The 12,967-nt window shown below is 47.6% G+C and carries 13 protein-coding genes; 10 read left to right on the forward strand and 3 right to left on the reverse strand.

Features of this window, described 5'->3' with window-relative positions:
* Positions 1 to 282: 282 nt before the first annotated feature.
* The 10 genes from CLFS41_RS04460 to CLFS41_RS04505 all read left to right on the forward strand — a co-directional run bounded on the left by CLFS41_RS04460 (position 283) and on the right by CLFS41_RS04505 (position 10,627).
* A complete protein-coding gene (locus CLFS41_RS04460; RefSeq protein WP_007862531.1) occupies positions 283 to 1,080 on the forward strand; it encodes a DeoR/GlpR family DNA-binding transcription regulator in 798 nt (265 codons plus the stop codon).
* 129 nt (positions 1,081 to 1,209) lie between these two features.
* Positions 1,210 to 2,583, forward strand: coding sequence for an allantoinase AllB (gene allB / locus CLFS41_RS04465; protein ID WP_007862530.1), 1,374 nt, complete (start codon positions 1,210 to 1,212; stop codon positions 2,581 to 2,583).
* A gap of 32 nt (positions 2,584 to 2,615) precedes the next feature.
* Positions 2,616 to 3,626 (forward strand): hypothetical protein, encoded by a 1,011-nt coding sequence (locus tag CLFS41_RS04470; protein ID WP_007862528.1) that lies wholly within the window; start codon positions 2,616 to 2,618, stop codon positions 3,624 to 3,626.
* 49 nt (positions 3,627 to 3,675) lie between these two features.
* Entirely contained in the window at positions 3,676 to 4,965 is a 1,290-nt protein-coding gene (locus CLFS41_RS04475; RefSeq protein ID WP_045091588.1) for an ABC transporter substrate-binding protein, read from the forward strand.
* 68 nt (positions 4,966 to 5,033) lie between these two features.
* Positions 5,034 to 5,906, forward strand: coding sequence for a branched-chain amino acid ABC transporter permease (locus CLFS41_RS04480; RefSeq protein WP_045091589.1), 873 nt, complete (start codon positions 5,034 to 5,036; stop codon positions 5,904 to 5,906).
* Between the two features lie 15 nt (positions 5,907 to 5,921).
* Positions 5,922 to 6,809, forward strand: a complete 888-nt coding sequence (locus CLFS41_RS04485; protein ID WP_045091590.1) for a branched-chain amino acid ABC transporter permease — start codon at positions 5,922 to 5,924, stop codon at positions 6,807 to 6,809.
* A gap of 2 nt (positions 6,810 to 6,811) precedes the next feature.
* Entirely contained in the window at positions 6,812 to 7,588 is a 777-nt protein-coding gene (locus tag CLFS41_RS04490) for an ABC transporter ATP-binding protein (RefSeq protein WP_045091591.1), read from the forward strand.
* Positions 7,589 to 7,604: 16 nt separating this feature from the next.
* Positions 7,605 to 8,312 carry an ABC transporter ATP-binding protein gene (locus CLFS41_RS04495; protein WP_045091618.1) on the forward strand — a complete coding sequence of 236 codons (708 nt, stop codon included), beginning with the start codon at positions 7,605 to 7,607 and terminating at the stop codon, positions 8,310 to 8,312.
* Positions 8,313 to 8,334: 22 nt separating this feature from the next.
* The gene (locus tag CLFS41_RS04500) at positions 8,335 to 9,762 is read left to right on the forward strand and encodes an amidohydrolase family protein (protein ID WP_045091592.1); all 1,428 of its coding nucleotides are present in this window, start codon (positions 8,335 to 8,337) and stop codon (positions 9,760 to 9,762) included.
* Between the two features lie 103 nt (positions 9,763 to 9,865).
* On the forward strand, positions 9,866 to 10,627 hold the full coding sequence (locus tag CLFS41_RS04505; protein ID WP_007862515.1) for an RraA family protein: 762 nt from the start codon (positions 9,866 to 9,868) through the stop codon (positions 10,625 to 10,627).
* A 41-nt stretch (positions 10,628 to 10,668) separates the two neighbouring features.
* Here the strand turns inward: CLFS41_RS04505 and CLFS41_RS04510 are convergent, their stop codons facing one another.
* The 3 genes from CLFS41_RS04510 to CLFS41_RS04520 are packed head-to-tail and all read right to left on the reverse strand — an operon-like array spanning position 10,669 to position 12,954.
* Positions 10,669 to 11,640, reverse strand: coding sequence for a transketolase C-terminal domain-containing protein (locus tag CLFS41_RS04510; RefSeq protein ID WP_048929210.1), 972 nt, complete (start codon positions 11,638 to 11,640; stop codon positions 10,669 to 10,671).
* Complete coding sequence (locus CLFS41_RS04515; protein WP_045091593.1) at positions 11,637 to 12,500, reverse strand: transketolase; 864 nt, start codon at positions 12,498 to 12,500, stop codon at positions 11,637 to 11,639. The genes CLFS41_RS04510 and CLFS41_RS04515 overlap by 4 nt, the downstream gene beginning before the upstream one ends.
* A 10-nt stretch (positions 12,501 to 12,510) precedes the next feature.
* The gene (locus tag CLFS41_RS04520) at positions 12,511 to 12,954 is read right to left on the reverse strand and encodes a VOC family protein (protein WP_045091594.1); all 444 of its coding nucleotides are present in this window, start codon (positions 12,952 to 12,954) and stop codon (positions 12,511 to 12,513) included.
* Between the last annotated feature and the right edge of the window lie 13 nt (positions 12,955 to 12,967).

The raw sequence follows: 12,967 nt of genomic DNA on the forward strand, positions 1-12,967 counted from the left end.
GCTTATAGTCAAAACTACTTCTAAGTTGTCATTGAATCCCAAACTTTATCATGCTAAAATAGCGGTAGAAAATATGGTTTTCTAAGCGATTTTTCCAAATCATTTCCACAAGACAGAAAAATCCGTGTTTTTTGATTTAGAAAATAAAGTAAACATGGGTAATATACAGGAAATTTCAGCTATAAGACTTAATAAAAAAAGTTTTAAAAACCCTTTTTCGGTGAAATTATGTGGAATAAATGTGGAATTTGGGGGAAAACAAAACGTGGGAGGGCGTGGGTCATGCAGAATAAGAGACAGGGTGAGATCGTACGGTATTTGTCTGAGGTAAAGTTTTCTAAGATTGAGCAGCTGGCAGAGGTGTTCCAGGTTTCCATAGAAACCATCCGCCGGGATCTGTTGGAGCTGGAAAAGGAATCTTCCATCAAGCGGGTCAGGGGAGGCGCTGTGTACAATAACCTGAGGGCCCAGGAGATGGAGTTTGAGCGGAAGATGGAAAAGCACCAGATGGAAAAACAGGCCATAGCCAGGCTGGCTTCCGAATACATCAATGACGGGGATGCCATTGCCATGAGCAATGGGACCACCTCCCTGGCGCTGGCCAGATGTTTGGCAGAACGCAAGAACCAGCTCACTGTTATCACCAATTCACCTGATGTGGCCATTGTCTTAAATGAAAATAAGAGCAGCAGCGTATATCTGACATCAGGATACCTGCGCAAGCACAACCGGAGCCTGGTAGGCAGTATGAGCAGTGACACGCTGGGCAACTTTAGGGTGGATAAGGCCATTGTGAGCATTGACGGGATCTCCATTCAGGACGGGGTTACGGAATATAACACAGAGGAGGCGGCCGTGTTAAAGAAGATGCTGGAAATCGGACATACCCGTATGGTCCTGTGCGAGTTCAGCAAATTCAGCGAGGTGGCCTTCAATAAAGTTTGTTCCGCGGAACAGATCGATTATGTGTTTACAGACTGGAATATTTCTTCAAAGGAGGTAAAGGCCTGGGCTGACATTAATGTAAAGGTGGTGGCCGCATCCCAGGGAAGTGTGGAGAAGTCTTGGAATTGTCAGTAAAACAACAAATTTATGTTGCAAAATATGAATAATATCCACAGAAAGCTGTCGATTGGTTGAATTGACAGCTTTTGTTCATTTTGTTAAGATAATATTATCGAAAATTCAAAAAAATGTGGAGATTGCACAATGAAACATGAAAAAAAGTTGATAGTAAATGGGAACGTGGTACTCCCCGGCCATGTATCCCAGGTCTCACTGTTAGTGGAAAACGGGAAGATCAAGGCGCTGCTGGACGAGGGAATGGATGTTCCGGCAGACTGTGAGGTGATTGATGCACTGGGAAAGACCGTGATGCCGGGTATGATTGACAGCCACAATCACATGGCGGATCCGGGGCCCTATAATTTCAGGGAGGACTGGTACTGCGGATCCTGCAGCGCTGCCTCGGGCGGTATCACTACCATATGTGACATGCCCCTTCCCTCAGAACCGGCCACCATTGACCGGCCGGGGTTTGAACTGAAAAAGGGCATTGCAGAGCAGCGCTCCGTTGTGGATTTTGCCCTGTGGGGAGGATTGATCCCCTCCAGCATCAAGGATATGAAGGAAATGCATGATCTTGGCTGTATTGGATTTAAGGGGTTTATGTGCTTTGCAACAGACGCCTATCCACGTATTACGGATGGTTATCTGGTGGACGGGATGCGGACGGCTGCTTCCTTTGATGGTCTGATCGCACTTCATGCTGAGAATGCGGAGGCAGCGGATTTTGGATGCCAGCATTATTCCCGGATCCGGTGTGAGGACGAAGCCTGCTTTGATGATGCCCGCCCGTGGTGGACAGAGTATGATGCGATCCAGAGGGCGGTTCTGTTTGCAAAAATGACAGGTGCCAGATTGGAGATCTGCCATACCACCATCAGCCAGGGAGCGGAATTCCTTCGCAATGCCAAAAAGGAAGGGACGCGCGTATATGTGGAGACATGTCCCCATTATCTCATTTTTGACAGGGATGTGCTGAGAGAGAAAAAATCATTTGCTAAATGTACGCCTCCGTTCCGCAGCAGGGAGAATGTTGAGAAGATGTGGGAGTATGTGATGGACGGGACCATTGATGTAATCGGTTCGGACCATGGGCCATACACGGATGAAGAAAAGGTGAGAGCCAATGATTTCTGGAAGGAGTTCTGTGGATTCGGATGCAATGACGTGATGCTGGCAGCCATGATATCCGAGGGTGTGAACCGCAGAGGCCTGTCATGGGAAAAGCTTGCGGACCTTACATCTGCAAATGCAGCCAGGATGCTGGGACTGTATCCCAGGAAGGGAAACCTGCTGCCAGGAGCTGATGCGGACTTTATTTTTATTGATCCCAATGAGAACTGGGTTTATGACGGAAGCAAATCCTTCTCAAAGACAAAGAGTGTTAAGGGACCGTATCAGGGAATGGAGCTTAAGGGCCGGGTAACGGACACCTATGTGCGCGGCGAGCGTGTTTACGGGGATGGAAAGATCCTATGTCAGGCAGGATATGGAGCCTTTGTTAAATGCGAGGCATAAACATAAAGAATTCAAAGCGGAGGGAGGAAAAGATGAAGCTGATCGAAGGGTTTGAGGAGAGGGACCGCTGTGGGCGTTCGGTTTTCAGTCATAACGGCCTGTCATATGAGCTGATTCCGGAATACGGGAATTTCCCGGATGAATTTGAGTTTTCCATGTATTCCGGCGGCTGCTGTGACAAAGAGGACAACCTGTTTATGATGTGCCGCGACACGGAACATCCGGTGGTAATGCTGGACGCCAGGGGAAACTATGTGAAGAGCTTTGGAAAGGGGCTGTTCCAGGAGGTGCACAGCCTGTGTGTAACAGAGGAGGACACGCTTTTGTGCGTGGATACAGGACTCCATGTGGTGCGGGAACTGACAAAGGACGGTGAGTGGATCAGGGACCTGGGCAATCTGGGAGTTCCCAGTGACAGTGGTTTTGAAAAAGATGTGTGGCGCAGGATGCAGCGAAGGGGGAAGATTGTACCCACGGACGTGGCCTTTGACAAGGGATGGTCCTTTTGGGCCGGGGTGCAGACCATCAGAAGGGCGGCGCCTCCATTTAACAGGCCCACAGGCGTATGTATGGGGCCAAAGGGAGATATCTTTGTCAGTGACGGTTACGGCAATGCTGCGGTCCACCGTTTTTCCAAGGACGGTACCCTGCTAAGGACATGGGGCGGCCCGGGGGATGAGCCCGGCAGGTTCTACATACCCCACAGCCTGTGGGTAGACAGGTTCAACCGGGTCTGGGTAGGGGACCGGGAAGCCAACAGCGTACATGTATTTGATGAAAACGGCGAAGTACTGGCATATATGAGTGAAAACCTGTACCAGCCAACTGGAATCTGGGCAGATGATACCTATGTCTATATTGCTGAGCGGGGAGGCGGCCTTACCATTGCTGATATGGATATGGAGATTGTGGCCCAGCTGGGCTTTTATAATTCCCCGATCCGCGCCCATGGCATGTGCGGCAACTCAAAGGGAGAGCTGTTCCTGATGCCCCTGTCCACCTATGACCGTCACTTTTTGATGAAACTTGTGCCAGTAAAGTAAGAGTTGGTACTTAAAATATTAAAATTCATGTTTAGAAAGGAAGAGTAGAATGAAAAAAATGAAGAAAGCTTTAAGTGTAGTTTTAGCAGGCGCATTAGCGCTGGGGTTAATGGCATGTTCGGGAAATTCAGGGAGCGCTACACCGGCTCCATCCGAGGAAAAAACAAGTGCACAACAGAATGACGTACAAACAGAGTCGCAGAAAGAAAGTTCTGTCGCTGACAAAAAAAGCGAGGAAGGGCCAATAATTGTAGGATTCCTGGGATGGTCTTCCGGTGCAGACGCTATGTACGGGCTGGTTCCACAGCATCTTCTGGAAACCTATTTTAAAAAGGTTAATGCAGAAGGCGGGTGGCTTGGAAGAGAAATTGATTTTAGAACATACGATATATCCGGCCTGGATGGTGACTTTTCAGAGGCCGTAAACGCAGCTAATAAACTGATTCAGTCAGGGGCTGTGGCTATCCTTGGACCCAGTAACTCTACTCAGGGAGCCGCAGTTGCTGAATTGTGCAACCGGGCGAGAGTTCTCCATATCCCATCCAGTGCATCCCAGCTTGTGACTGTGGATGACAGCGGCAGCGTCCGTCCTTATACATACCGCAGCGGTCCTGTAAATACGGATCAGGTCGCCACCATGGCTTCCTATACATATAGTGAATTAAATAACCCTAAAGTAGCTGTTTTATATGAAACCACGCAGGTGGATACAGTTGATATGGCAAATGCATACAAAGATACTTATACAAAGTTGGGAGGCGAGATCGTATCCGAAGCCACCTATCAGATTAATGATGTGGAATTTAGAGCACAGCTGACAAGCTTGTCCCAGTCGGAGCCTGACTACATTTTTATGCCGGTTATGGGCTACAAAGAAGCGGGATATGTTGCTCAGCAGTTGGTAGAACTGGGGCTTAGTGATATTAAGCTTCTCGGAAATTACGTATACGATACCGAAGATCTGCTGACACTTGCAGGACCAGCATTGGAAGGGTGTATTTTTGCCACAGATGGAGACCTGAGCGATTCGCGGTTTGATGAGATTAAAGCCGAATATGAAGATTACCAGCAGGCAACAGGTATGGCACTGCATATGCCGGGACTGAAAGCGTTTAACGAGGCAAAAATTCTTGAGTATGCGATTCTCACCAGTGGATCAACAAATCCGGATGAGATGCGCAAAGCACTGGATGAAACAACAGGGTTTGATATGATAACCAGCCCTAATAAAGGTTATTCACCCGAGACCCATAATTTACAGGGTCTGGAATTTACAATTAAAACAGTAAAAGACGGCAAGTTTGAATCTCTGGGCAAATATGCAATGCCTGCCAACTAGAAAAGACGGTTTGTGCTATTTGTATGCGGAGATTCCACGGAAGAATAAAAAGAAGGTGGGATTAACAAATGATTGTTCAACAATTAATTACTGGGGTTTCCATTGGCAGTGTTTATGCGCTTCTTGCCGTAGGTTACGCATTGGTATTCAGCGTATTTAACTTTTCTAATTTTGGTTTTGGGCCGGTCATGATGCTGGGAGCATTTGGTGCGCTGTTTGCTATTTCCCAGTCTGGCATGGGGTTGTTTGCAGGAATTATTCTTGCATTAATTGTTGCCGGCTTTGTATCATATCTGATGGAGGTTATAATATACAGGCCAATGCGTCAGAAAAAGGCATTGAAGGTCTATTTAATGATTGCGGCCTTGGGGATCAATACGTGTATACCTAATTTCTGCATACAGTTATGGGGGGGAGCGGTTCGTCCGTTCCCTTCTGACTGGGCAAGGGTAGTGATTCGTTTTAACAATGTATCTGTTCCCAGATCAGATATTCTGGCAGCAGTGCTCTCGGTCATTCTTCTAATACTTTTATGGTGTTTTTTATACAAAACAAAAACAGGGCTTGGTATTAGAGCAAGCGCCTTCGATTCCAATACAGCAGGACTTATGGGAATAAATGTAAACCGTGTAGCTGCTGTTATATTTCTTTTATCAGGAGCTACAGCAGGATTGGCAGGCTGCTTTTATGGGATGAAATATTCGGTATATCCCAATATGGGAGTAGTAGCCACAAAGGGATTTGTGTCAGCTACCGTAGGAGGGCTTGGAAGTTTACCGGGAGCTGTGATATCAGGCCTGATCCTGGGGTTCCTGGAAACGATTATTTCAGCTTATGTTTCAACAACCTATCGGGATTTGGTTGCATACGGACTTTTGGTAGTTGTCCTGATATTTAAACCAAATGGACTGCTGGGCAAAAGCGCCCATGACAAATTATAGAAAGGGGGAAAACAAATGGGATATATTGAGGGAATTATGATCAGTGCCTGTATAAATATTGTCTGCGTTGCCGGGTTGGCAATCTTGACGGGTTATATAGGGTTGTTTTCCATGGGACATGCCTGCTTTCTGTGTTTGGGAGCGTATACAGCAGGAATTCTTACAAAATTTTTTGGTGTTCCTTATTTTATCGCATTGCTTGGGGGAGGAGCAGTTGCGGGAATATTTAGTCTGATCATCGGTATTCCTACATTGCGGGGAAAGATGTCCGCGGACTGCTTTACCATTGCTACCTTTGGTTTTGGGGAGGCTACCAGGGTGGTTATGTCCAATGTGAATCATCCTTATGTAGGCGGTGCATTAGGGCTTTCCGGTCTGGATTCCCTTACCACTTTACCTAAGGCCGTGCTTCTGGCTGTTGTGGCGGTATGGTTTGCACGAAACTACGCTAAATCCCAGCATGGGAAAATAGCTATTGCGGTACGGGACCACGCGGATGCATCGGAATTGATAGGTGTAAATATTTTTCATGAAAAACTGAAAGCGCTTATTATCAGTGCTTTCTTCTGCGGTGTAGGCGGAGGGATGATGGCCCATTATTATACATATATTGTTCCAAATATTTTCGGAGGCACGATGTCAACGAATCTGTTGACAGCGGTTGTTCTGGGGGGAGTCTGCTCTGTTACAGGCCCTGCATTGGCAACTACGGCACTTACAGCCGCACCGGAAATGCTCCGATTCATGTCCAATTGGAGGCTTCCTATGTATGGTTTGGTGTTAATTCTTACCATGCGCCTGCGGCCGGAAGGATTGATGGGATATAAGGAATTATCGTTAAAGCCGGTTTTAAGGTGGATAGGGCAGCTGACCGGCAGGCATGAAAAGAAAAAGGAGGTGTAGCCATGGCTTTGCTGGATATCAAAAACCTATCAATTTATTTCGGTGGTGTGAAGGCAGTGCAGGATGTGTCTTTTTCTTTAGAGCAGGGAGATTTTGTGGGGCTGATCGGTCCTAATGGAGCAGGAAAAACTACGGTGTTTAATGCGGTTACCGGAGTTGTTCCACCGACTAAGGGAGATGTTTATTTTGGCGGGAAGCGTTTAAATGGCATCAGACCGGATAAAATCTCACATTTGGGAATTGCCCGGACATTTCAGAATATACGTATCTATCCAAAGATGTCAGCCCTTAATAATGTGGCAATTGGACTTGAGAGCCGTCCTAGCTATAATACAGTGTCTGCAATGCTGCGCTTACCCTATGTATCTAAAAAGGACAGGGAGATAGAGAAAACCTGTCTTCACTATTTGGATCAGGTTGGGATTTTACAATATAAGGATACAGAGGTTGGTTCTCTTCCTTACGGCATACAGAGAAAAGTGGAGATTGCCCGTGCAATGGCAACGAATCCCCAGCTTTTGTTCTTAGATGAGCCGGCTGCCGGAATGAATACAGCGGAAAGTTTGGAACTGGTATCCTTTTTGAGACAGCTTCACAAAGATACCGGTATTGCCATTGTTTTAATTGAGCATCATTTGGAGGTGGTTATGGAAGTATGTCGGACCATCCATGTCCTTAATCTTGGACAAATGCTGGCGACAGGAACTCCGGAAGAAATTCAGAAAAATCCGGATGTGATTACTGCATATCTGGGGGAGAGGAGGAGACACGATGCCTGAATATAAGGACGATCTATTGCTGTCCATAAAAGAACTGCAGGTGTTTTATGGGGGAATCCAAGCCCTTCATGGTATTTCTCTGGATATCCGGAAGGGAGAGATCGTGTCAATTATCGGCGCAAATGGTGCAGGTAAGTCAACGTTGCTTAAGGCCATTGCAGGTGATAAAGAAATTGGAAACGGAACCATAGAGTTTGAAGGAAAAAAACTGCCCCCTAAAATCTACCAGTTCGCACAAAACGGTATTTGTCTGGTACCGGAGGGTAGGAAAATATTTGTCAATCTTACCGTATTGGATAATCTGAAAGTAGGGGCCTATTCAGAAAAAAGTAAATCGGTTATCAAAGACCGGATTGAAGAGGTCTTTGAACTCTTTCCGCGGTTAAAGGAACGGGCAAAGCAAATGAGTGGTACTTTATCAGGAGGAGAGCAACAGATGCTGGCCGTAGGCAGGGCGTTGATGGCTGCTCCCAAACTGATGATGCTGGATGAACCATCTCTGGGCTTAGCACCCATTATTATTGATGAAATGTTTGATAAATTCAGACAGATTAATAAAACCCATGGCACAACAATGCTGATTGTGGAACAGAATGCCCAGCTTGCGCTTGAAACCGCTGATATGGGCTACATTTTAAATCTGGGAAAGATCCAAATGAGTGGAACAGGAAATGAACTTCTGAACAATCCCTTTATCCAGGAAGCATACCTGGGATTCAAATAGACAATTTTGAGAGGAAATGACTATGACGCTTGATTTTATTATCCATGGTGGCTATGTGATCACAATGGAGGGTGCTGGGACCGGAATCATTAATCAGGGAGCTGTTGGGGTCAAAGATAATAAGATCATAACAGTGGGGACAGAAAAAGAGGTCCTTGCCCAATACAAGGCACACCGTTATATAAATGCTAAGGGTAAGGCGGTGATGCCGGGATTTGTTAATGTACATATGCATACAGGTGATGCCATTGTACGTAGCTGTGCCCAGGACCTGCCGGGAAAGATATGGAGATTTAAGGGGATCTTGCCTCTTTTGGGGGTTGCTGATGCTGATGATTTTATAAAAGCCTCCCGTCTCAATATTGTAGAAGCATTGCATTCCGGTATTACAACATTTGGGGATTACTACTCTCCTATGACAGAGATTGTAAAAAATCACATAGAATTAGGAACCAGGGCCGTTGTCAGCGGCATGATCAATGAACTGCCGCCGGATGTGTCTGTAATTGAAGTGGAGGAGCTGATACCTCTGGACCCTGCGGTGGGAGAGAGAAAGCTGTCAAACAACAGAAAATTAGTGGAGCAATATCACCAAAGTTTTGGAGGGAGGATTACCTGTCGCTATGGCCCTCATTCAGCCGCTATGTGTTCACCTGAAATGCTAGAAGAAATTAAATATTTATCAGATAAAGATGATGTGGGGATATTTACACATCTGGTGCAGACAAAAGAGGAAATTATACAGACACAGCTGCGAACAGGAAAACGGCCGGTAGAACTTTTAGATTCTTTGGGATATCTCAATAATAAATTGCTGGCAGCCCATATGACATATGCAACCATGGACGAGGTATGCCAGGTAGCCAGATCAGGGGCTGCTTTGGCGCTGTGCAGCACAAGTATTTCCGTTGTTAGAGGAGCGCTGCCTCCTGCCCAGGAGTTTGCGGATTTTGGAGGGAGGGTAGGTCTGGGAACAGACCAGATTTGTAATTGTACGGTTATGTTTGATGAAATGAAGTACGCTTCCCTGATCCATAAATATAAGAACCATGATGCAACATGTATGCCGTCCTGGAAGATTTTGCGCATGGCTACGATTGAAGCGGCAGAGGCATTGAATATGGCAGACACGGTTGGATCTTTAAAAGAAGGAAAATTAGCAGACATAATAATAATTGATCTGTCAGCTCCTCATATGAACCCTATTTATGAATATCCTATACGGAATCTGGTTCCCAATCTTGTATACTCCGCAAGGGGAAGTGAGATAGAATCTGTAATCATTGATGGGCGGTTTGTAATTGAAGATAGAGAGTTACTGACAGGTAATGAGGAGCATATCACTGAAGAGGTTAATGAAGCGGCCAACCGCATTGCAGGGGAAATGGGAAAACTTGCATGGGCGAGGGAGCTTCCCCTGGTACAGTGGACAAGGGATGGATATTATTAAATTATATATTGTCATCTGTTCCCCGCTCAACCTATATGATATACTTACAATAGCATCCTGAAATCATTTCATACAGGAAAAACGCATGCAGGAGGTATAAGATATGGGCAGCAGTAATGGTGACAGACTGGAGATCAGCGAGCTGTTAAAGCTGAAACGATGGAATACGCCAACGATCTACAATGGATGGGAGCAGATTACAAACCATGATATTACCAGACATTTTAACAAAGAAGCGGTGACGGACTTCATGCCTTATATGGGGCCTATGGTAGGATATGCGGTCACTCTGCAGTTTGAGCCTTCCAACAAGGACCATAAGAAGAATGAGACTGCATGGAAAGAATACAGGGAATATGTGGCCGGCATACCGGGTCCCAAGATCGTGGTGCTTCAGGACCTGGATAAGCCTGAGACTTACGGCTCCTTTTGGGGAGAAGTCAGCAGCAATGCCCACCGTGCCCTTGGATGCGTGGGAACCATTACGGACGGTGCGGTCCGGGATGTGGATGAGATGATGAACGCGGGGTTTAAGGCCATTGCCCGGCGCATGTGTGTGGGCCATGCCCACAGTATACCGGTGAGATGGAACTGTGAAGTGGAAGTATTTGGCTGCCCTGTGCTTCCGGGACAACTGATCCATGCAGATAAGCATGGATTCCTGGCCATCCCCAGGGAGGATGAAAGGCGCCTTCTGGAAGCCGCCCGTTTTATGGATGACAATGAATGCAACTATGTCATACCTGCGGGCAGGGACACCGCAGGCAGGACAAAGGAAGAGATCCTGGAAAACATGCTGGAGGCCGGCGGCAGATCCCAGCAGGAGATTGAGGGCAGGTATGGGCGGAAGGGCGAGATGCATTAACATCCTCCAGGGGTTAATATACTCCAGGGGTCAGGCGGCAGCTAATTTGCTCCGTCCGGCCCTTTAACCATTTCCAGGGCGGCCTGAAAGCATGACCGGCTGTCGTAATGGTATTTTTCCCGCAGCTGGGGGCCGCTTCCGAAACCGGCATAGACCTGGGGGATTCCCATCCGTCTGAATTGTCTGGGAAAGACCTGACGGTCGCAGATCAGGTCGGCGATGGAACTTGCCAGTCCTCCGTACATAAGATGGTCCTCCAGGACCAGGATATTTTGGGTTTCTTTGATGCACCGTAGGACCAGTTCGTCATCCAGGGGTTTGATGGATACCATATCCACCACACGGGCCTGGATTCCCTGTTCTTCCAGCATCCGGGCAGCGGACAATGCATCCACGATCAGTTCGCCGTGGACAAAGATGGTCAGATCCCGGCCGTCCCTTGCCACGATTCCCTTTCCTATGGACAGGGATACGCTGCCCTTTTCATAGATGACAGTGTCAGATTTACCCTGTGCCAGGCGGATATACATGGGACCCGGGTATTCCATTCCAATATACAGCGCGTCACGTATCAGGTTGGGGTCGCCGATGGAGAGCACGGTCATATTCACAAAGGTTTTCATGATGGAGATGTCCTCCATGGCGTTATGGGTGGAGCCGCCGCCGGAGGTAAGGCCTCCCCCTGTCCCAATGATGCGCACAGGCAGATTCTGGTAGCACACATCGGTCCTCACCTGTTCGCAGGCTCTCATGGACAGGAATGGGATCATTCCCATGACCACGGGAATATTGCCTTCCAGGGCCAGTCCGGCAGCCAGGCCAATGACATTCTGTTCCGTGATGCCGGTGTCAATATACCGCTCCGGGAAATCGTCACGGAAAGACTTTAATGCACCGCCAATATCCGGAGTGCACACAAAAAGCCGGCTGTCCGCTGCTCCGATTTCGTGGAGCGTGTCCCCAATCACGCTTCTACCGGATAGACGAAGGCTGAAGTTGGTGGTTTTACTCATGATGTCACACTCCTTTCCCTGCATCGCGCAGCATCTACCTGGGCAATGGCCTGTTCCATATCCTCCAGGGAAAGGGAACCTGCATGCCAGCCAATGTTGCGCTCCATAAAAGATACGCCCTTTCCTTTGACTGTGTGGCATACAATAGCAGTGGGCACATGCGAATCACAGGAGGGCAGGCTGTCAAGGGCATTTATAATCTGCGCCATATCATGTCCGTCAATCTCTTTCACATTCCAGCCAAAGGCTTTCCATTTATCCCCATATGGCTCCAGGATCATAGGTTTCTCGGAAAACGTGGTCATAAACTGTTTATTTCTGTCAATCAGGGCAATCAGGTTTCCCAGCTTGTAGGAAGGGGCGGTAAGGGCGGCTTCCCATACGGATCCCTCGGTGGTCTCACCATCTCCCAGCATGCAGAAAACGCGGTGTCCCTGTTTTTTATACCTGGCGGAAAGGGCCATTCCCACGGCCATGGACAGTCCGTGCCCCAGAGAACCTGTGGAGCATTCCACGCCCGGCAGCTGGACCTTGCAGGGATGCATTCCGAATGCGCTGTCCAGTTTTCCGTAGGTGGATAGTATCTCATCATAATCAAAAAATCCTCTCATGGCCATGGCAATATACATACATACGGCTCCGTGGCCTTTGGATAGGATAAACCGGTCCCTGTCCTCCATGGAAATGTTTTCCGGGTCCACATGGAGTCCGTGGTGAAAAAGACCGATCAGAAGGTCTGCCATGGAAAGGTCGCCTCCAATATGAACGCTGCCTTCATAGTGACCGCACAGGTACAGCAGCTTTTTCCTCATTTCACAGGCCAGATCTTTAAGCCTGTCCACTTCGTTCCTGTCATTCATAGGTTACCTCCTAATTCTGCTGAAGTTCGATCATGTTTCCGTCAGGATCCTTTAAGAATACCCAGTACTTGTCTTCTCCCTTTTTTCCGCGCTCAGACGGTTTAAAAAAGAACTCCACGCCTTCCTCTTCCATGCGTTGGCAGATCTCTTTTATATCAGGTACCCTCAGGCAGATATGGTGATAGCCGGGCTTGTTCCAAACAGCTGCCTCGCATGGAACCTGGACGCTGAACTGGAAGAGCTCAATGACAGTTCCGTCCGGCGCTTCCAGGAAGCCAAAGCGGCATCCCGTGCCATTGGGAAGATGATACAGGGATCCATAGGCTGCAAAAAATTCCGGCTTAAAGCAGCTGTCCAGAGTCTTTTTGAAACCAAAATACCGTGTATAGAACGCCTCGGTCTGCTGAAGATCACTGACTGTCATGCCCACATGCATAAATCTGCATTCTGACATTTTGTCACCTCCT

Source organism: Clostridium sp. FS41 (assembly GCF_000954015.1).
GTDB lineage: Bacteria > Bacillota > Clostridia > Lachnospirales > Lachnospiraceae > Enterocloster > Enterocloster citroniae.

Bases quoted from the DNA above. Each gene is read 5' to 3' on its own strand.
- CLFS41_RS04460 (WP_007862531.1), top strand. From the start codon at position 283: ATGCAGAATAAGAGACAGGGTGAGATCGTACGGTATTTGTCTGAGGTA.
- allB (WP_007862530.1), top strand. From the start codon at position 1,210: ATGAAACATGAAAAAAAGTTGATAGTAAATGGGAACGTGGTACTCCCC.
- CLFS41_RS04470 (WP_007862528.1), top strand. From the start codon at position 2,616: ATGAAGCTGATCGAAGGGTTTGAGGAGAGGGACCGCTGTGGGCGTTCG.
- CLFS41_RS04475 (WP_045091588.1), top strand. From the start codon at position 3,676: ATGAAAAAAATGAAGAAAGCTTTAAGTGTAGTTTTAGCAGGCGCATTA.
- CLFS41_RS04480 (WP_045091589.1), top strand. From the start codon at position 5,034: ATGATTGTTCAACAATTAATTACTGGGGTTTCCATTGGCAGTGTTTAT.
- CLFS41_RS04485 (WP_045091590.1), top strand. From the start codon at position 5,922: ATGGGATATATTGAGGGAATTATGATCAGTGCCTGTATAAATATTGTC.
- CLFS41_RS04490 (WP_045091591.1), top strand. From the start codon at position 6,812: ATGGCTTTGCTGGATATCAAAAACCTATCAATTTATTTCGGTGGTGTG.
- CLFS41_RS04500 (WP_045091592.1), top strand. From the start codon at position 8,335: ATGACGCTTGATTTTATTATCCATGGTGGCTATGTGATCACAATGGAG.
- CLFS41_RS04505 (WP_007862515.1), top strand. From the start codon at position 9,866: ATGGGCAGCAGTAATGGTGACAGACTGGAGATCAGCGAGCTGTTAAAG.
- CLFS41_RS04510 (WP_048929210.1), bottom strand. From the start codon at position 11,640: ATGAGTAAAACCACCAACTTCAGCCTTCGTCTATCCGGTAGAAGCGTG.
- CLFS41_RS04515 (WP_045091593.1), bottom strand. From the start codon at position 12,500: ATGAATGACAGGAACGAAGTGGACAGGCTTAAAGATCTGGCCTGTGAA.
- CLFS41_RS04520 (WP_045091594.1), bottom strand. From the start codon at position 12,954: ATGTCAGAATGCAGATTTATGCATGTGGGCATGACAGTCAGTGATCTT.